Origin of the sequence: Streptomyces sp. NPDC008163 (assembly GCF_042956885.1) — a bacterium.
Taxonomy (GTDB): domain Bacteria; phylum Actinomycetota; class Actinomycetes; order Streptomycetales; family Streptomycetaceae; genus Streptomyces; species Streptomyces drozdowiczii_A.
Genome location: NZ_JBIBHG010000017.1, coordinates 1 through 18,225, shown reverse-complemented (window position 1 = coordinate 18,225; position 18,225 = coordinate 1). Strand labels below are relative to the sequence as shown.

Annotated in this window: 13 protein-coding genes; 5 read left to right on the top strand and 8 right to left on the bottom strand. The window is 72.8% G+C overall.

Annotation, left to right across the window (positions count from 1 at the left end):
• The first annotated feature begins 303 nt into the window (after positions 1 to 303).
• Positions 304 to 2,940 carry a glycoside hydrolase family 9 protein gene (locus tag ACFZAT_RS30210; RefSeq protein WP_391268688.1) on the top strand — a complete coding sequence of 879 codons (2,637 nt, stop codon included), beginning with the start codon at positions 304 to 306 and terminating at the stop codon, positions 2,938 to 2,940.
• Positions 2,941 to 2,993: 53 nt separating this feature from the next.
• Here ACFZAT_RS30210 and ACFZAT_RS30205 read toward each other — a convergent pair whose 3' ends face one another.
• On the bottom strand, positions 2,994 to 5,063 hold the full coding sequence (locus ACFZAT_RS30205) for a UvrD-helicase domain-containing protein (protein ID WP_391268687.1): 2,070 nt from the start codon (positions 5,061 to 5,063) through the stop codon (positions 2,994 to 2,996).
• A gap of 403 nt (positions 5,064 to 5,466) precedes the next feature.
• Between ACFZAT_RS30205 and ACFZAT_RS30200 the strand changes: the two genes are divergently transcribed.
• Positions 5,467 to 5,637, top strand: coding sequence for a hypothetical protein (locus tag ACFZAT_RS30200; protein ID WP_391268686.1), 171 nt, complete (start codon positions 5,467 to 5,469; stop codon positions 5,635 to 5,637).
• A 22-nt stretch (positions 5,638 to 5,659) separates the two neighbouring features.
• Here the strand turns inward: ACFZAT_RS30200 and ACFZAT_RS30195 are convergent, their stop codons facing one another.
• Together ACFZAT_RS30195 and ACFZAT_RS30190 are read right to left on the bottom strand one after the other, a co-directional pair.
• Positions 5,660 to 7,303, bottom strand: coding sequence for a DNA repair helicase XPB (locus ACFZAT_RS30195; RefSeq protein ID WP_391268685.1), 1,644 nt, complete (start codon positions 7,301 to 7,303; stop codon positions 5,660 to 5,662).
• Positions 7,304 to 7,530: 227 nt separating this feature from the next.
• A complete protein-coding gene (locus ACFZAT_RS30190; protein WP_391268684.1) occupies positions 7,531 to 9,975 on the bottom strand; it encodes a helicase-associated domain-containing protein in 2,445 nt (814 codons plus the stop codon).
• An 84-nt stretch (positions 9,976 to 10,059) separates the two neighbouring features.
• On the opposite strand from ACFZAT_RS30190, the gene ACFZAT_RS30185 reads away from it, so the two are divergent.
• Both ACFZAT_RS30185 and ACFZAT_RS30180 read left to right on the top strand, forming a co-directional pair.
• Complete coding sequence (locus ACFZAT_RS30185; RefSeq protein WP_391268683.1) at positions 10,060 to 11,145, top strand: hypothetical protein; 1,086 nt, start codon at positions 10,060 to 10,062, stop codon at positions 11,143 to 11,145.
• A 147-nt stretch (positions 11,146 to 11,292) separates the two neighbouring features.
• Positions 11,293 to 11,919, top strand: a complete 627-nt coding sequence (locus ACFZAT_RS30180) for an HAD hydrolase-like protein (protein ID WP_391268682.1) — start codon at positions 11,293 to 11,295, stop codon at positions 11,917 to 11,919.
• A 173-nt stretch (positions 11,920 to 12,092) separates the two neighbouring features.
• On the opposite strand, the gene ACFZAT_RS30175 is transcribed toward ACFZAT_RS30180, so the two are convergent.
• The 5 genes from ACFZAT_RS30175 to ACFZAT_RS30155 all read right to left on the bottom strand — a co-directional run bounded on the left by ACFZAT_RS30175 (position 12,093) and on the right by ACFZAT_RS30155 (position 17,496).
• Entirely contained in the window at positions 12,093 to 13,523 is a 1,431-nt protein-coding gene (locus tag ACFZAT_RS30175) for a DUF6177 family protein (protein WP_391268681.1), read from the bottom strand.
• Positions 13,524 to 13,566: 43 nt separating this feature from the next.
• Positions 13,567 to 14,583, bottom strand: a complete 1,017-nt coding sequence (locus tag ACFZAT_RS30170; RefSeq protein WP_391268680.1) for a hypothetical protein — start codon at positions 14,581 to 14,583, stop codon at positions 13,567 to 13,569.
• A complete protein-coding gene (locus ACFZAT_RS30165) occupies positions 14,580 to 16,763 on the bottom strand; it encodes a hypothetical protein (protein WP_391268679.1) in 2,184 nt (727 codons plus the stop codon). The genes ACFZAT_RS30170 and ACFZAT_RS30165 overlap by 4 nt, the downstream gene beginning before the upstream one ends.
• Before the next feature lie 5 nt (positions 16,764 to 16,768).
• A complete protein-coding gene (locus ACFZAT_RS30160) occupies positions 16,769 to 17,167 on the bottom strand; it encodes a DUF6507 family protein (protein ID WP_391268678.1) in 399 nt (132 codons plus the stop codon).
• A 101-nt stretch (positions 17,168 to 17,268) separates the two neighbouring features.
• Positions 17,269 to 17,496, bottom strand: a complete 228-nt coding sequence (locus ACFZAT_RS30155) for a hypothetical protein (RefSeq protein WP_391268677.1) — start codon at positions 17,494 to 17,496, stop codon at positions 17,269 to 17,271.
• A 201-nt stretch (positions 17,497 to 17,697) separates the two neighbouring features.
• Here ACFZAT_RS30155 and ACFZAT_RS30150 point away from each other — a divergent pair, with 201 nt between their 5' ends.
• Positions 17,698 to 18,081: a cold-shock protein gene (locus ACFZAT_RS30150; protein WP_018101528.1), complete on the top strand. Its 384-nt coding sequence runs from the start codon at positions 17,698 to 17,700 to the stop codon at positions 18,079 to 18,081.
• Positions 18,082 to 18,225 lie beyond the last annotated feature (144 nt).

Below are 18,225 nucleotides of genomic sequence, written 5' to 3'. Positions count from 1 at the left end.
GGAGGGGCTGGGATTTGTTCCCGGGCCCCCGCTCCTCAAGCGCCGGAGGGGCTGGGGTTTGCCGGCGGCTCCGGAAAAACCAGCCCGTCCGGCGATTGAGGACGGAACCCTTGGCCCGGACCGGGGTGGTCAAGCGGCGGGGCGGAACGTGGTCCTGTCATGACCCTGGCGCAACCCGCGCCCCGCGTCCCACAATGGCCTCGCGGTGATGGGAACGCTCCCATAACGCGTCTCCCCGGCATGCCCGTCTGCTGTGGGAGCGCTCCCATCATTTTCTTCCGTCCCCACGACGAAAGGCCCCTGGTGAACGCCTCCCCACCCCCCTCCTCCCTCCGGCGCAGACGCCGTGCGCTCGGCGTGCTGGCCGTTGCCGCCCTCTGTGGCGGCATCCTCGCCGCGCCCGGGGCCGTCGCCGCCGACGGCGACCCCGCTCCGGAGCAGATCGTCAACGGTGACTTCTCCGCGGGATCCGCGCCCTGGTGGTCGACGGCCAATGCGCCGGTCGCCGTGGTGGACGGGCGGTTGTGTGCCGACGTGCCGGGCGGGACCGCCAATCCGTGGGACGCGATCGTCGGGCAGAACGACATCCCGCTCGTCGCGGGGGAGGCGTACACCCTTACGTACACGGCGAGTTCGACCGTACCGCTGTCCATTCACACCAACGTGCAGATGGCGACCGACCCGTACACCGCCGACCTGTCCGCGACGGATCAGATCGGGGCCGAGGCGGCCGTCCACACGCACGTCTTCACGGCGTCCGCCGATCAGGACGCCGCGCAGGTGGCCTTCCAGGTCGGCGGCGGCGCGAAGGCGGCCACCTTCTGCGTGGACGACGTGTCGCTGCGCGGGGGCGCCGAGCCGCCCGTGTACGAGCCGGACACCGGGTCACCCGTACGCGTCAACCAGGTCGGCTACCTGCCCAAGGGCCCCAAGACCGGCACCCTGGTCACCGACGAGACCGACCCGCTGCCGTGGGCGCTGAAGGCGGCCGACGGGACGACCGTCGCGAGCGGGACGACCACCCCGGGCGGCGAGGACCCGACCTCGCGGCAGAACGTGCACACCTTCGACTTCAGCGACGCCACCGCCACCGGCGACGGCTTCACGATCGCGGCGGACGGGCAGGTCAGCGAGCCCTTCTCGATCCGGGCGGACCTCTACGACAGTCTCCGGTCCGACTCGCTGGCGTACTTCTACCAGAACCGCAGCGGCATCGCGATCGACGCGGACCTGGTCGGCGAGGAGTACGCGCGACCGGCCGGGCACCTCGGTGTGGCGCCCAACAAGGGCGACACCGACGTGCCCTGCCAGGCGGGCGTCTGCGACTACCGGCTCGACGTGCGCGGCGGCTGGTACGACGCCGGGGACCACGGCAAGTACGTCGTGAACGGCGGCATCGCGGTCGCCGAGCTGATGGACACCTACGAGCGCACGCTGACCGCCGACGGCGCGGAGGCGGCCGAGCTGGGCGACGGCGCGCTGCGGGTGCCCGAGCACGGCAACGACGTGCCGGACATCCTGGACGAGGCGCGCTGGGAACTGGAGTTCCTGATGCGCATGCAGGTCCCGGCCGGGCAGCCGCTGGCGGGCATGGCCCACCACAAGGTGCACGACGCCAACTGGACCGGTATCCCGATGCGGCCCGAACTCGACCCGGAACAGCGCGAACTGCACCCGCCGACGACCGCCGCGACCCTCAACCTCGCCGCGACGGCCGCCCAGTGCGCCCGGCTCTACGCCCCGTTCGACGCGGAGTTCGCCGCCCAGTGCCGTACCGCCGCCGAGACGGCGTGGGCCGCGGCGAAGGCGCACCCGGCGGTGTACGCCAGCCCGGCCGACGGCGTCGGGGGCGGGACGTACGAGGACAACGACGTGAGCGACGAGTTCTACTGGGCCGCCGCCGAGCTGTTCACCACGACCGGCAAGGACACGTACCGCCAGGCGCTGCTGGACTCGCCGGTGCACGGCGACGTGGACGCGGCCTTCCCCGCCGACGGCGGGATGTGGTGGGGCGGCACCGCCGGGCTCGGCGTGCTGACCCTGGCCACGGTGCCGAACGACCTGACGGCCGCCCAGCTCGCGGACGTACGGAACGTCGTGACGACCGCCGCCGACCAGTACCGGGCACAGACCGAGGTCCAGCTGTACGGCGTGCCGTACGCGCCCGAGGGCCTGAACTACGCCTGGGGTTCGAACAGCCAGGTCCTGAACAACATGATCGTGCTGGCGACCGCCGCCGACCTCACCGGTGACACCGGTTACCGGGACGCGGTCCTGCGCGGCGCTGACTACCTCTTCGGGCGCAATCCGCTCAACCAGTCGTACGTCACCGGCTACGGCGAGCGGTACTCGCAGAACCAGCACCACCGGTTCTGGGCGCACGAGTCCGACCCGTCCCTGCCGCACCCGCCGGCCGGGTCCCTCGCGGGCGGGCCCAACCTGACCGCGCCGACCTCGGGCGACCCGGAGGCCGCCGCGAAGCTCAAGGGGTGCGCGGCCGCGATGTGCTACCTGGACGACAACGGCTCGTACGCCACCAACGAGGTCGCCGTGAACTGGAACGCCCCGCTGGCCTACATCGCCTCCTACCTGGACGACGCGGGCGACGCCACGGGTCCGGAGCGGGCCTGCAGGGTCACGTACTCCTCGCACCCGTGGAACACCGGCTCGACCACCACGGTCACGGTGAAGAACACGGGCAGCAAGGCCGTCACCCCGTGGTCGCTGACCTGGCTGCTGCCCGGTGACCAGAAGCTCAGCCACACCTGGAGCGCCGACATCGGCCAGTACGGGCGGACGGTGACCGCCACCCCGCTGTCCTGGAACCGGACGCTGGCCCCCGGAGCCTCGATCGACTTCGGGTTCAACAGCAGCCGCACGGGTCCGGCGGCGGACCCGGGCACTGTGAAGCTGAACGGGCGGGCCTGCACCGCCGGTTGATGACCGGGCGGAGGCGGGGGTGGACGAGGGTCCCCCCGCCTCCGTTCTTTTCGTCAGACCAACTCCTCCGGCAGCGACGCCGAGTGAAGCACCGTCAGTCCGGAGACCGCACGGGTCAGCGCCACGTACAGGCGGCGCAGGCCCGTGCGTTCGTCCGGTTCGCCGTCGACCACGGCGGCCGGTTCGTCCAGCACCACGTAGTCGTACTCCAGACCCTTCGCCAGCGACGCCGGGACCAGGGTCAGCCGGGACTCGGCGGTCGTCTCCTGGCCGGGGGAGAGGTACGCGTGCCCGGCCGCCGTCAGCGCGTCGGCCAGCGCGGGGATGCGGGCATCGGCGGCGATCAGGCCGATGGACCCCTCGTGCGCCAGCGACTCCTCGCAGGCCGCGACCACCGCCGCGTCCAGGCCATCGGAGCCCACTTCCCGTACCGCCAGCGAGCCGGGCGACTCACGCACCGACTCCACCGGCGTCAGCCCCGGCGAGATCACCGGGAGCAGCCGGGAGGCGTACGCGATCACGTCGCGCGGCACGCGGAAGCCGGCCGTCAGCTCCTCCACCAGCGCGTCCGCCTTGCCCAGGTGGTGCAGCGCCTGCTCCCAACTCTGCGTCGACCAGGGCGTCGTGCCCTGCGCCAGGTCGCCGAGGACGGTCGCCGAACCGGTCGAGCAGCGGCGGCCGACCGCGCGGTACTGCATGGGGGAGAGGTCCTGCGCCTCATCGATCACGACATGGCCGAGCGAGTGCGTACGCGACACCAGGTCGGCCGCCTCGTCGATCAGCACCGCGTCCGCCGCCGACCACTTGGCGGTCTTCACGCTGCGGGCGGGCTTGATCCACAGGATGGCCTTCTGCTCGTCCTCGGAGAGCAGCCCGTCCGCGTGCTCCGCCAGGAACTCCGCGTCGGACAGCAGCCGCAGGACCAGCTTCGCCGGGTCCACGGCGGGCCAGATCGCCTTGACGGCCGCCTTCACCGCGGGGTTGCGGGCCACCGAATTCTGCACCCGGTCGTCGGGCGCCTCGCCGGACTGCTCCATCCGCACCAGGACCGCGTGCGCGATGCGCTGGGGCAGCGCCTCGTGCGCGGCGCCGTAGCGCATGTCCCGGGCCAGCAGCTCCCGCACCATCTCCTCGATCTCGTACGCCGGTACGCGCCAGCGCCGCGAGCCGCGCACCACCATCACCGGCTCGGTCGGCAGCGTGACATGCGAGCGCAGCGCGCGCCGCAGCACCTCCGCCATGCGGGCGTCGCCCTTCACGACGGCGGCCGTCGCCTCGTCCGCGCCCCGGACCTCGATCTGCGCGGTGACCAGGTCCTCGACGGTCGCCTGCTTGACCTCCAGCTCGCCGAGGGCCGGGAGCACCTGCTCGATGTAGTGCAGGAAGGACCGGTTCGGGCCGACGACCAGGGTGCCGGTGCGGGCCAGGCGCTCGCGGTGCGCGTACAGCAGATACGCCACCCGGTGCAGGCCCACGGCGGTCTTCCCGGTGCCGGGGCCGCCCTGCACGCAGACCGTGCCGCCCAGCTCGCTGCGGACGATCTCGTCCTGCTCCGGCTGGATCGTCGCGACGATGTCCCGCATGGGGCCGACGCGGGGGCGCTCGATCTCCGCCTGGAGCAGCTGGCTGGTCTGCTCGGCCTCGGCCGGGTCGGTCAGGTGCTCGTCCTCGTACGCGGTGAGGTCGCCGCCGGTGTAACCGAAGCGGCGCCTGCGGCCGACGTCCAGCGGGTCCTTGCGGGAGGCGCGGTAGAACGGCTGGGAGACCGGGGCGCGCCAGTCGATCACCATCGGGTCGCCCACGGCGTCGTGCACATGGCGGCGCCCGATGTAGAACTGCTCGCCCTCCGCGCCCTCCGCCTCCTCCGCCCCGACGACGTGCAGATAGTCCAGGCGCCCGAAGAACAGCGGGGTGTGGGCCAGGTCCGCGAGCGACTTGATCCGCTCGTCGATCTGCGCCTGGAGCACCGCCGCGTTCACCCAGTTCGCGGTGACGTCGCGGATGTCCAGGGACTGGGCGTCCGCCCGCATGGCGCGCAGCGCGGCGCGGGACGCCGCGAGATGGGCGCGCTCATGGGCGAGGGGGTCGGTGGTGGTGTCGCTCTCGAATTCGTGCGCGGGCACGGTGTTGCCTCCGGCATTCAACGCAGGACGGCGGACCGCGTCTCACCCTCGGGGGGTGGGCGGTCCGCTCGGGGATCGATCGTGCGTACGGTTGTCGGCCGGTTTCCGTCCGGTCGGCGGCGCTCCCCCGGCTGCCGGCAGGGCCCCTCGGGGGCCGCCGGTACCACGGTGCGGGAGGCGGGCAGACCGGGGAGTGTACCGGGGGGCGGGGGGTGGGCGCGAATGCTTTTCACGGCTCCGATTTTCACGGCTCCGATTTTTACGGCTCCGAGGGTCGTCGGTCCCCCAGGTGACGCCGTCCTCCCGTAGGGGGTGCCGTGCGACCGGAGACGTACGCGCGGGGCGGCGCGCTTCCGTCTGCGGGGCGACGCCACGGCGTACCCGTCCGGAGCACCATGGATACATGAGTACCGGCACCCTTGACCCGAGAAGGACCGGGGCCACGGCGGCCCCCGGTCACCCCCACAACCGCGCCTCCGGTGCCCTGCGCGCCGTGAAGGTGTTCGCACAGGCGGCCTTCGGCGTCGTCGTCCTCGGCGAGTACGCGGAGGAGGCGGGGGTGCGGCGGCGCTGACCGCCGCACCCGTGCCCGTTCCTCAGCTCTCCGACAGCAGCTCGTCCGCGTCGACGATGCGGTACGCGTAGCCCTGCTCGGCCAGGAACCGCTGGCGGTGCGCCGCGAAGTCCTGGTCGATCGTGTCGCGCGCGACGACCGAGTAGAACCGCGCCTCGTGCCCGTCGGCCTTCGGGCGGAGCACCCGGCCCAGGCGCTGCGCCTCCTCCTGGCGCGAACCGAAGGTCCCCGACACCTGGATGGCGACCGTCGCCTCGGGCAGGTCGATGGAGAAGTTCGCCACCTTCGACACCACGAGCACGTTCAGCTCGCCCTGCCGGAACGCGTCGAACAGCTTCTCGCGCTGTGCGTTGCTCGTCTCGCCCTTGATCACCGGGGCGTCGAGATGCTCGCCCAGCTCGTCCAGCTGGTCGATGTACTGCCCGATGACCAGGGTCTGCTCGCCCTTGTGCTTGCGCACCAGGGCCTCGGTGACCTTCCGCTTCGTCGCGGTGGTCGCGCAGAACCGGTACTTCTCCTCGGCCTCTGCGGTCGCGTACGCCAGCCGCTCGGAGTCCGTGAGATTGACCCGGACCTCGACGCAGTCCGCCGGGGCGATGTAGCCCTGCGCCTCGATCTCCTTCCACGGCGCGTCGAACCGCTTGGGGCCGATGAGCGAGAACACGTCCGACTCGCGGCCGTCCTCGCGGACCAGGGTCGCGGTCAGGCCGAGGCGGCGGCGGGCCTGGAGATCGGCGGTGAACTTGAAGACGGGGGCGGGGAGCAGGTGCACCTCGTCGTAGATCACGAGGCCCCAGTCGCGCGAGTCGAAGAGCTCCAGGTGCGGGTAGACGCCCTTCCGGCGGGTGGTCAGCACCTGGTAGGTGGCGATCGTGACCGGCCGGATCTCCTTGCGGGTCCCGCTGTACTCGCCGATCTCGTCCTCGGTCAGCGAGGTCCGCTTCACCAGCTCGTGCTTCCACTGGCGGGCGGAGACGGTGTTCGTCACGAGGATCAGCGTCGTCGCCTTGGCCTGTGCCATCGCGCCCGCGCCGACGAGTGTCTTGCCGGCGCCGCAGGGGAGCACGACGACGCCGGAGCCGCCGTGCCAGAAGCCGTCGACGGCCTGCTGCTGGTACGGGCGCAGCGCCCAGCCGTTCTCGTCCAGCTCGATGGCGTGCGCCTCGCCGTCCACGTAACCGGCGAGGTCCTCGGCGGGCCAGCCGAGCTTGAGCAGCGTCTGCTTGACCTGGCCGCGCTCGGAGGGGTGCACGGCGACGGTGTCCGGGTCGATCCTCGCCCCGACCAGGGGCTGGACCTTCTTCGACCGCAGGATCTCCTCCAGGACCGGCCGGTCCGTCGTCGTCAGGACGAGCCCGTGCACGGGGTGCTTGGAGAGGGTGAGACGGCCGTAGCGGTCCATCGTCTCGGCGATGTCGACGAGCAGCGCGTGCGGTACGGGGTAGCGGGAGTACGTCACGAGCGCGTCCACGACCTGCTCGGCGTCGTGCCCGGCCGCGCGGGCGTTCCACAGCCCGAGCGGGGTCAGCCGGTACGTGTGGATGTGCTCGGGCGCCCGCTCCAGCTCGGCGAACGGCGCGATGGCCCGACGGCAGGCGTCGGCCTGCTCGTGGTCGACTTCGAGGAGGAGCGTTTTGTCGCTCTGGACGATGAGGGGTCCGCTCACGCGCGTTGGCCCTTCCGGCTCGGGGGAAACCTCCAGTGTGCCGTATGTGGGGGCGGTGTGTCGTTGGCCCGGTACGGACGGGGGGCCTTGCGCGGTTGCCCCGGTCCGGGGCGAGGGTTCCGTCCTCAAGCGCCGGACGGGCTGGATGTGCGCGGGCGGCCCGCAGCTGGGATGTGTGCGCGGGCGGCCCGCAGGGCGCGCGGCCCGGGCAGGGCGAAACGGGCGGCCTACTCCGCCAGTTCCGCCACGCCCGTGATGCGGTGCAGCGGGTACGTGCGGATCTCGTCCGCCGTGTGGTCGTACGCCGTGACGTAGCCGCCCTCCACGCGGACCGGGGCGATCACGCGCTGGCTCGCGGCGCCCTCCGCGTTCACGTAGCCGATCCACACCGCGGAGCCGGTCATCGCGGCGGCCTGGACGGTGACCAGGGTCTCCGCCGCGGTGGTGCGCGGGAGGGCGCCGGGCGGGGCGGCGGGGCCGGTGTCCGGCTGGGCCTTGACCACCGTCGCCGCGTCGTCCCCGGCCCGGATCGCCCGGACCGCCGCGCCGAGCAGCGTGGTGTCCGGCACGGGCGGGCCCTCGGGGACGGGGGCCGGGGCGGACCGGGGCGGGGTGCGGTGGGCGCCCGCCCGGGTGATCAGGACGTCGCCGTCGGCGGACTCCGCGGCGGGCGCGTACCCCATCTCGCGCAGGCCGTCGAGCAGGGACGCCGGATCGGCCCGCGCCGCCAGCACCGTCGGGGCGATCCGGCGCAGCCGCAGCGCGGCGGACCGCTTGTCGGCCAGGATCTCGCCGAGCACGGTCTCGTCGTCGCAGCGTACGTACGAGGACGCGGCACCGATCCGGAGGTGCCCGTGGCGGCGGGCCACGTCGTCGATGAGATAGCTCAGCGGCTGCGGCACCGGCGTACGGCTGTGCGTGGCGAGGAAGGAGTGCAGGTCGGCGGCGGTCTGCCCGGCGTCCAGGGCCCGGCGGACGGACCCGGGCGTGAAGCGGTACACCGTCGCCCCGCCCTTGGACTCGACGTCCGCGAGCGTGCCGAGCATGTCGGCCAGCGGGCGTTCCAGCGGACCGGGCGCGACGGCCGTCAGGTCCGCCTGGAGCAGGACGTGGTCCAGCGGCTCCGGCAGCAGCGGGGCGAGCATCCCGGCGGCCTTCGCGGGCCCCTCGGTGAGCAGGGCGCGGGTCTGGCTGGCGAGCGCGCCGCGCCCGGTGATGCCCAGCAGCTCCGACTCGTTCAGCGTCCACAGGGCGATCCGGGACCGCAGATCCGTGGTCCCCTCGGTGGCGGCGGCCCCGCGCAGCGGCCGCTCCCAGCGGAGCCGGGCGAGCACGGATTCGGGGTCGGGCGCGGTGCCCGCCGGCAGCGCGTCGAGCAGGGCGAGGACCCGGTGGCGTACCTCGGGCGCGGCGGAACGGTCCAGGTCGGGGCCGAGCGCGGACAGCGCCCGCCCCTTCGCGTCCTGGCCGCCGACCAGCCCGGAGGTCCGGGTGGCGGTCAGCCAGGCCGTCGCGAGGGAGACCCAGCGCTCCTGCGCGGGCAGCTCCAGCCACTCGTCGGACGCCGGCGTCGGCGCGTACCGCTCGTCCGCCTCGCCGTCGGAGGCCAGCAGCCCGGCCGCGTGGGCGAGCTCCACCCAGAACGCGGCGACCGGCTCCTGGACGTCCAGCGCCGCCGCCGTCTTCCGCAGCTCCCGGACGCTCAGGCCGCCCGCGCGCAGGACGGCCGGGCCGCCGCCGTTCCAGTGCTTCAGCAGCTCCTCGACGGTCGTCACCGCCAGGAACGCCTGGCCGGCCGCCGCGCTGTCCACAGCCTGTGGATCGCGTTCGGCGACGGCGGTCACGACCGGCGGCCGGGGCTCCGGCGTCCGGTGGGCGCGCCCGGCCCGCAGATGCAGCGCCGCCTCGCGGGGCAGCACGACGGTCCTGGTCGAGACGGGCAGCAGCAGCCCCCGGTCGCGCAGCCACTTCACGGGCGGCGCGGGATTCGGCGTGACCTCCCCGTACGGCGGCCCCCACACGAGCCGGTCGAGCACCGCCAGGGCTTCCATGGGCGCGGTGTCCAGCAGCCCGCCCATCCGGGCCCGGTCGGTGAAGAGTCCGGTCAGGGCCGCCACCGCGGACACCGGGTCGTGCGTGGCGGGCAGCCCGGCGGCGGCCAGGATCTCCTGGAGCCGGCCGGGCGACATCCCGGCGGTGGCCTCGGCGACGGTCGGCCCGAGGCCGGTGGGGGAGGGGTGCTGCGGCGACGGCGACAGCAGCTCCCGCGCCGTGCGGACGAGCCGGAGCCGGTCGTCGTCGCCCCACACGAGCGCCTGCTCGCGCAGGGTCCCGAGCGCGCCGGGCAGCGCCGCGACGATCGCGGCGCCCACGTCGTCGCGCTGCTCGCCGTCGTCCTGCCCGTCGCCGGTCAGCAGCCCGAGCAGCGTCCCGTACGGTGCCGGGTCGGGCGCGACCGCGAGCGCCTCGGCGGCCTGGAGGGCGAACCGGTCCAGGCGTTCCAGGGCGCGTACGACGGACGCGCGGGTGCCCGCGCGCGTGGCGAGCTGCGTGATGTCGCCCGGCACGGGGGAGAGGAGATCGGGCCGCGCCCGCAGCAGCCCGGCCAGTGACTCGTCGTCCCGGGCGCGCAGCGCCTCGGCGAGCGTCCGCGGTGGTGTGGTCGTCCCCATCCGTCCCACGGTAGCCGCTCCGGACAGCCCTGAGGGCGCTACCGTCGGTGCAGGCCGTGGCGGGGAACCGAGGGGAAGCGACGCGTGGGGATCGAGAGCGACCAGCTCGTCTACGACTACCTGAGCCGGGTCGGAGACCTGGCCCAGCAGCAACAGTTGCCGTCGGGCGCCCGAATGCGCCTCGTCGCGGAGCTCCGTACGGAGATCGACCGCCGCCGCGAGGCCCAGCGGGCCCACACCCCCGGTCAGGTCCGCCGCATCATCGGCACCCTCGGCACCCCGGACGAACTGGTGGCGGCAGCGGCGAGGACGGGGGTGTCGGAGCCGCCGGACCCCCCGGAAATCCCTGAACCGCGCCGCGCGAGTCTCCCCGACGGAGGGCCGCGTGGGGCGGGCGCAGACGCGTCGGCCCCGCGCCGGGCGGGCAAGGGGGCCTTCTCCCGGCGCCGGGCGGTCCCGGACTCCGGGGCCCCGGGGGCCCCCGTCCCGTCCCAGGCGGACCCGGACGCCTCCGCCCCGCACCGGTCGGGCATGGACGAGCTCGGCCCGGACGCCGACGCCGAGGGCGGCGACTGGTGGCAGGACGAACCCGGCCCGTTCGGTGAGACCGGGCCCGGTGCGTTCGGGGAGTTCGGGCCGGGGACGGAGGTGCCGGGGTTCCGGGGCGGCGTCGAGATCCCGGCGCTGCTGCTGCCGCCGGAGCCGGAGGAGGAGCCGGAGGCCGACGCCCCGGAAGAGGAGGAGGAGCCGGAGGCCGAGGCACCTCCGGAGAAGCCGCGCCGCCGCCTCCGCCGCGCCCGCCCGGTCCCGGCACCCCCCGAGGCGACCCCCCGCCGGGGCTTCGGCCACCCCGTCCTGCTGCTGGCGGCGGCGCTCCTCGTGGTGGGCGCGGTGATGGGCTCCCTGCTGGCCCTGGCAGGCGGCTGGCTGCTCGCGTACAGCTCCCGCAAACTGTCCCGCGCGGAAGCGAAGTGGGCCGCGATGGGCCTGCCCGGCGCGGTCGCGGCGGCCGCCCTGGTCTGGCTCTGGGGCCGCATGGACGGCCGCTGGGGCACCCCCATCCCGGAACACGGCATGAAGGACGCCCTGGGCGACGTATGGCCGGTCACCGTACGCGCGGCGGCGGTGGCGTCGGCGCTGTTCCTGCTGTGGAGGGCGAGGCGAAGGTAGAGGAGAGGGGCCACGCCCCCTCAGGCCCGTCCGGCGTTCGAGGACGGAACCCCGCGCCCGGCCCCCCGGGGCACACGGACACCATCGCAAGGGGGGCGCCCGAAACCCCACCCCCCGGCCGAAGGCCGGCCCGGCACAATGGACGGCATGACCCCCTCACCCCTCACGGTCGGCTTCGACCTGGACATGACGCTCATCGACTCCCGCCCCGGCATCAAGGCCGTCTACGACGCCCTCGTCGCCGAGACGGGCACCCCGATCGACACGGACCTCGTGGTGAGCCGCCTCGGCCCCCCGCTGGAGGACGAGCTCGCGAACTGGTTCCCCGCCGCCGACGTCCCCGCCGTCGCGAACCGGTACCGGGCGATGTACCCCACGTACGCCATCGAGCGGACCCTCGCGATGCCGGGCGCCCGGGAGGCGATCGAGGCGATACGGGAGCGTGGCGGCCGCACGATGGTCGTCACCGCCAAGTACGAGCCGAACGCCAAGCTGCACCTGACCCACCTCGGCATCGAGCCGGACGTCATCGTGGGCAACCTCTGGGCGGAGCAGAAGGCGGTCGCGCTGAAGGAGCACGGCGCCACGGTCTACGTCGGCGACCACATCGGCGACATCCGCGGCGCCCAGGCCGCGAACGCCGTCCCCGTGGGCGTCGCGACGGGCCCCTGCGACGCGGAGGAACTGCGTACGGCGGGAGCGCACACCGTCCTCGCCTCGCTCACCGAACTCCCCGCCTGGCTGGCCGCGTACACGGAGCACGGCCCGCGCTGACGCGCCACGAACAGCTCCCGGTGCCGCACTGGGCACGCGAGTCGTACGTCTCCCGCAGATACGCGAGGCCGGACCGGTGGGCGGGGGTGATGACCGACAAGAGGTGGGTCATGAGCGGCCCCCTGGCAGCGGACCACATGCCCTCGGCAGCGAAGCGCGGCACCGACACCCCGTCACAAGCCCATGTGCGAGCCCGAATCGGTGGTCCGTATGAGGCGGCCCATCTGCACTTGGATTTCGCGCAGCCGTTCCCAGCGGGACGGGGCGTCGCCGTCACCCAGCATGTAGTGCAGTCCCGGTCCGGCGGCCGGTCCGAGGCGCACCGGCACGGTGTCGGCGAGGGACACGCCGGTGAGGTCGAGACCGGCGACGGCATCGGGCCCCAGTGTGAAGGAGAGGGGAGCCGAAGGCGGCTGGTGACGGGCCGGAGTGCTCAGGTCGGCCCGGGCGAAGCGCAGTTGGACGAGCATGGTCGCGAGACCGTGATCCGTGGCCAGGGACGCCGCGAGTTCTGGCACCAGATCCAGCGGCACGTCGTTGCCGGACCCGTAGCCGAGGGCGATCGTCGTGCGTTCCTCGACGCCGGCAGCGGTGTGCGACACCCGCACGGTGGCGATCGAGGGGCGGTCGGAATCGCCGACGGCGACCACCCAGGTAGGCAGGGACCGCTGGGCGCGCCCGCGGGCCAGTTCGGTCAACTGGCGAGGCGACCAGGGCACATTGACTGGCTCAGCGGTGGACCATCCGGCGGGCGGCGCACCCGTGAGCACGCGCCAGGCCAGCTCCGGGGCGCCGCCGAGGGTGAGGTAATCGTCGGCCGGATGAATCGTGCGAAAAGAGAGGATCAGCTGCCGCTCCCCCTCGGCCCCGGCAGGCCGCCGGAACGCCTCCGCGATCCGGGGCGCCCCGTCGTCCGTGGTGGCGGGTGCGAAGCGCCCGTCGTGCCAGCCGAGTACGGTCCCGGAAAGGCCGTCGTAGTATCCGCACTCCGGATCCCGGACGACCCAGCGCGACGGCACCCCGTCGAGCAGGGTGTGGAGGGGGAAGGTGAGCCGGGTGTCCGGCGGCGTGACGAGTTGCAGCTCCCGCCCGGTACGTACGGCGTTACGGGCGACGTCGGTCAGCCACGTGGTCGCGGCCACGACGGGGCGTCCCTGGATGACGACGGCCGCTCTCGCGGTGAGCACGTCGACGCCTGGGGGCGCCGTATCACCGCTGAGCCCCGCGAGGGCGGGGACCACCTCGGTGCGACCGGCCCCGGGCGGCCAGACGGCGCCCCCGAGCACAGCTGCCAGCCGCCCCGCGACGGACTCCGCGAGCCGCGCGGGCTCCGCTGCCGCACTGGACGCCCGCACCTCCGTCCACCACACGGGCGACTCGTCCATGACGTCCTTGCCGAGCAACCTCTGTACCTCGCCCGGCACTTGGAGATACCGGGGTGCTTCGAGCGACACCAGCGTCTGCCCGGAGTCCGCGCACAGTCGCACGACGGCCCCGCCCCCCGCCTCGTCCACCCGCAGATCGGGGCCGCCCGCGTGCAACCCGGCCAGCAGCGCCTTCGGGTCGGGCATCCGGGGAGTGAGGGCGATGACGTCCTGGGTCATGCTGCTCTCCGTCCTTTGAGGAGGGCGATGGCGCGCGATGCGGTCAGTACCGGCCGGACAGCTCCTCCAAGGCGTCCAGGGAAGGCGCTTCCACGGGACCTCCCCGGGCGATGACGCCGGCTTCCGGCGGTACGGGGCGCCGGGCCGCGTCCCGCAGTGCCGCGAGCGGGGTGAGTCCGCCTCGTCGGGCTTCCCTGAGGGCCGTGACCCAGGCCGCTCCGGCGTCGAACGCCTCGTCACCCGCTGCGGTACGCGGCACGTACCCGGCGGCGGAATCGTCGACGGCCGCCCAGACGAACCCCAGCGTCCGGTCGTCCCGCCGAACCGCGAGGTACCGGACCGGGCCGTCGGCGATCTGCTCGTAGTCGTCCCCGGCCCCCGGCAGACGGGAGTCGAGCAGCCGTGTGCGGTCGAGCGTCTCGAAGGTTCCCCAGGCGTCGTCGTAGGCGGGACCTTCGGCCCGTACGTCCCTGAATCCGGTCGTGCTCGGTGCCGCGTACCGATTCTCCTCACCCGGCTCGGGCGGGCCGCCCAGCAGCGCCGAGATGCCGTCGAGCGCGGCGGCGAGCCGGGGTGCGTTCAGCGCGTACACCTCGGGCTGCTCCCTGCCGCGGGTGTCCATCGTGAGCCAGGCATCGGAGTACGTCTCCAGCGTTGCGGCCAGCAGGGTGCCGCCCCACACCTCGACCTGGACGGCGAACAGCTTCTCGGCGCGGTAAGGGCCCCCGGGCTCCAGCCACGTGCCGGGGCAGTCGATACGTATGACGACGACGAGGTCCCCTTCCAGAGCTTCTGCCTCCCGCACCGCCCGGGCGAAGGGCGAATCCGGTGCCCAGGGCGGCGCTCCGAGGCCCAGACCGTTCCGTTCCATGCGGACGTCCCGCGTGTTGTTGCGGTCGGAGACCCGCAGAGCAGCCGTCCCGCCCGATGCGGCGAGGTCCCCGTCCGCCAGCCGGTCCCACATCCCCGCCGCGGTCCGTGCGGCATCGCCGGGCCGGAATCCGTCACTGTTCGTGGAGAGTTCCCACACCCACTCGCCGACAGGAGTCGAGGTGATCACAACATGTCCTTGGGGTCGGTGCGACTGCCCGGCGGAATGACCAGGTTGCCGTCCTCCAAGCGGATGACGAACGTGATGCCGGTGCCCTTTCGTCCTCGCGCGCCGCTGTGGATGGCCAGGAGCTCATCGTAGGAGCCGTTGGTCATCCAGTCCCGCACGGTTCCCCGCCCCCCGTCCACGAGCATCACGGAGTGGTCGGCGTCGGCGATGGCCAACTGCAACAAGTACTTGCCTCGTGTTATCTCTCCGACCGGGTCCTGCGGATCGTTGAGGTGCTTCATTTGGTACGCGTACACATCGCCGGACTCGTCCCTGATGCGGATGTCCACGTCGGCACCGACCGGCACCTTCTGTTCGAAGTCGATGGCGTGCGCCGGGACACCGCTCTCCACCAGCTTGTCCGCGAAGATCAATTGGTCGGCGGACGGCTGGAACATGTGAGCCTTGTTCGCTCCCAGAGCGGAGACGACCTGGCCGTACTCGTCGGCCTGATTGAAGCGGCCCGAAGCGATGATGTCGGCGACGCGCTGCCCGTCCGGTTCCGAAGCAAGCCGCTCCAGGACCCGTTCCAGCACATTCGGCTTGGGGCGTTTCCTTCCCGGAACGCTCTGCACGGCGTCGCGGATGCGTTGTTCCGTTTCGCTGCCGCGGACGAGGGGACCGCTCTCGGGTGCGGGGCCGTGGGGTGCATCGGGGACGCTTCCGCCGGAACCTCCCGCAGCACCGTCGGAGGCGTGGCCGGTGCCACCGTCTCCGCTCCCGCCCTCGGGTGCGTCCCCCCGTCCGTGCACCGCGTCATCGCGGTGCACGCCATGATGTCCCTCGCCTGCGGGGTGCGGGGCCGCGTTCTCGTGCACATGTGCCGCGGGGCCCTCCGCCTGTGCGCCAACGCCGACCGGGTGCCGTTCGACCCCGCCCCTCCGGTCCGCCGCGGGCTCGTGTCTCGCCGGTTCCGGGTGGGGGTTGCCCTCGCGGTCGAGGGGGACGAAGTTGCCGTCCTTGTCGATGCGGTAGCGGTGGTCCAGGTCCAGGGCGCCGTCGGGGAACCGTGAGGCCGGGATGCGGAGGTGGTCGCTGACGTTGGCGAGCACCTGGGAGACCTTGGGCAGGTCCGACAGGGCCTTGGCCGCCTTGAACGCGCCGCCGAGCGGGTCCAGGGCGTCGCCGATCCGGGCCACGGTGCCTGCCGTTTTCGCGAATGTTCCGCCCTTGCCGAGCTTGGCGGCGACTCCCAGCGGACCCGCGAAGAGGGTGAGGAGGTTGAACGAGACGATGGCGTGGCCGCGGGCGGGATCTTCCGGGGTGACGTCGTACGCGACGAGCTGCTTGGCGAACTCCTTCGCGTACGACTCGCTCTCCCGCTGCCAGTCCGACAGGTGCTCGCCCTGGCCCAGGGCGTCCATGCCGTACGCGTACCCGCCGACGGCTGTCCGGCGTAAGCCGTCCCATGCCGCGTCGCGGTCCTTCTTCCCGTGGAAGCCCACCAGCGTGCCCAGGCCGTCGATGCCGCCCCAGATGCTGTCCTTGGCCAGGCCGTCCCAGGCCCAGCTCTTGGCTCCGTGGCCCCACCAGCCGAGGCTCCAACGCTCGTACGTACGTTCCTCGGGGCTTCCCCACGGCAGGTTCTTCATCCCCGCGAGCAGGTCCTCGGACGGGCCGTACGTGCGGGGTCCGTGGGAGCCGTCGTCGGCGGTCCAGCGGGGTCTGGACATGGCCGGGCTGATCGTCTCGATCGCGTTCGCGGCTTTGCGTTCGGCCTCGTGGAAGCCGTCCTGCGCCGCGGCCACGTCGTCCATGAGGGCCTGGTGCTCGTCGAGCTTCCTCTGGTCCTCGGTCCAGTCGTCGCCCTCGACGCCGTGGACGAAGTCGATCGCGTCCAGCTTCAGCTGTCTGAGCCGGTCCGCGTGCGGCTTCGCCTCGTGGATGAACGTGTCCAGGGCGTCCGCCAGCGACTCGATGTCCGTGGCGAACTCTTCCGCCGTGTCCATCACCGGCTGGGTCGAGGAGAAGAGCCGGTCGGCCTCGGGCGCCTTGTAGTAACCGGCCGTCGCCTGGAAGCGGGAATGGACGTCCTTCCCGCTGGCCCGGATGCCGACGGCGTGCGTACGGAGACTGGACGCGGCCTTCTCCAACTGGGCGAAGTCACCGGTGTACTGCGGGATGCCGCCGGGCTGGATCACGGCGGCTACTTCCCGTCCCGCTCGCCGGACGGCTTGCCGGCCGCTCTCAGCTCCGCGGGAGTCGGGGCCTTGGCGGCCTCGCGCTGGGCCCGGGCCGCCATGGCGAGGTCACCCTCGATGTACTCGGTGGTCGCCTTGACCGTGCCGTCCATCGACTTCTTGGCGCGGGCCGCCATGAACGTGATCTTGTGCTGCGTGTCGGCAACGAAGTTGACGACGGCGGCGCCCACCGGCCCCGACGGCGCCTCACCGCAGTAGGGCCCGCTGATCGTCCCCGCGGACACCGCCGCGTCCTCGACGCTCCTGCCGTAGCCCCGGACGTCTTTGCTCAGGTCTTTGGCGGCAAGCCCGACCAGGGACAGGATCGACTCCACCCCGCCCGGATCAATGTCCCATCCCGTCATGGCGCCCCCCGGCCCCGCTCGGTAAGAACTTCATCTCTACCAAGGAAATCGTTGCAAGTGCAACGCATTTCTGGCCAAAGACCGGCCGGCGGGGCTCGGTGCTACCGCTCTGCCCGCGACCCCGCCCGTGCCGAGCGGATGACGCCTGCCGCGGCGATCAGGAAGCCGACGCCCATCAGCATGCAGAGGGACCAGGCGATGGACGGCAGCGGGTGCGTGCCGAGGAAGAGGGGGGCCATGGTGGCGAGGGTGGAGAGGGCGCCGATGAAGAAGACGATCGCGCCGATCCGGACCAGCCGGTCGCCCGCGCCGGAAGATGAGGTACTCACCCCGTCAGGGTAGTTCCCGGACGCCGCGGGACCGTGGCCGGGTGAAGCAGGTGCCGTTTCCGGACACGGTCCGGATGACCAGGCTTGACGAGGGGTACTTCCCCTGTGGAGGCTTCAGCCAGCAGGGGAGCACGACCACAGGACGGCCTGACCTGCTGAGGGCATTCGTTCCGGCATACGGGTTGAGATGGGGTGCGTGCTTTGCCGACTGGCAAGGTCAAGTGGTTCAACAGCGAGAAGGGCTTCGGCTTCCTCTCCCGCGACGACGGCAGCGACGTCTTCGTGCACTCGTCCGTGCTCCCGGCCGGGGTCGACGCTCTCAAGCCCGGTCAGCGCGTCGAGTTCGGCGTGGTCGCCGGGCAGCGCGGTGACCAGGCGCTCTCCGTGTCGATCCTCGATCCGACCCCGTCCGTCGCGGCCGCCCAGCGCCGCAAGCCGGACGAGCTGGCGTCGATCGTCCAGGACCTGACGACCGTCCTGGAGAACATCACCCCGATGCTGGAGCGCGGCCGCTACCCCGACAAGGCGGCGGGCGCCAAGATCGCCGGTCTGCTGAGAGCGGTCGCGGACCAGCTCGACGTGTAGCCGCGACGGGGCCGCCCCGGCCGGGGCGGCCCTGATCGACAAGACACCCCCTAGGTGTATTGACCCGCAGCGTTGTTAATCCGGCTGATGGGTGGCTTGCCGTTCAGTGCGGTGTGGCTTCGGTGGTGGTTGTAGGTGTGGAGG

What these genes read in the sequence shown, in the direction of transcription:
- ACFZAT_RS30200 (WP_391268686.1), top strand. Translation starts at nt 5,467, where the DNA reads ATGAGTACCGGCACCCTTGACCCGAGAAGGACCGGGGCCACGGCGGCC.
- ACFZAT_RS30190 (WP_391268684.1), bottom strand. Translation starts at nt 9,975, where the DNA reads ATGGGGACGACCACACCACCGCGGACGCTCGCCGAGGCGCTGCGCGCC.
- ACFZAT_RS30180 (WP_391268682.1), top strand. Translation starts at nt 11,293, where the DNA reads ATGACCCCCTCACCCCTCACGGTCGGCTTCGACCTGGACATGACGCTC.
- ACFZAT_RS30175 (WP_391268681.1), bottom strand. Translation starts at nt 13,523, where the DNA reads ATGACCCAGGACGTCATCGCCCTCACTCCCCGGATGCCCGACCCGAAG.
- ACFZAT_RS30160 (WP_391268678.1), bottom strand. Translation starts at nt 17,167, where the DNA reads ATGACGGGATGGGACATTGATCCGGGCGGGGTGGAGTCGATCCTGTCC.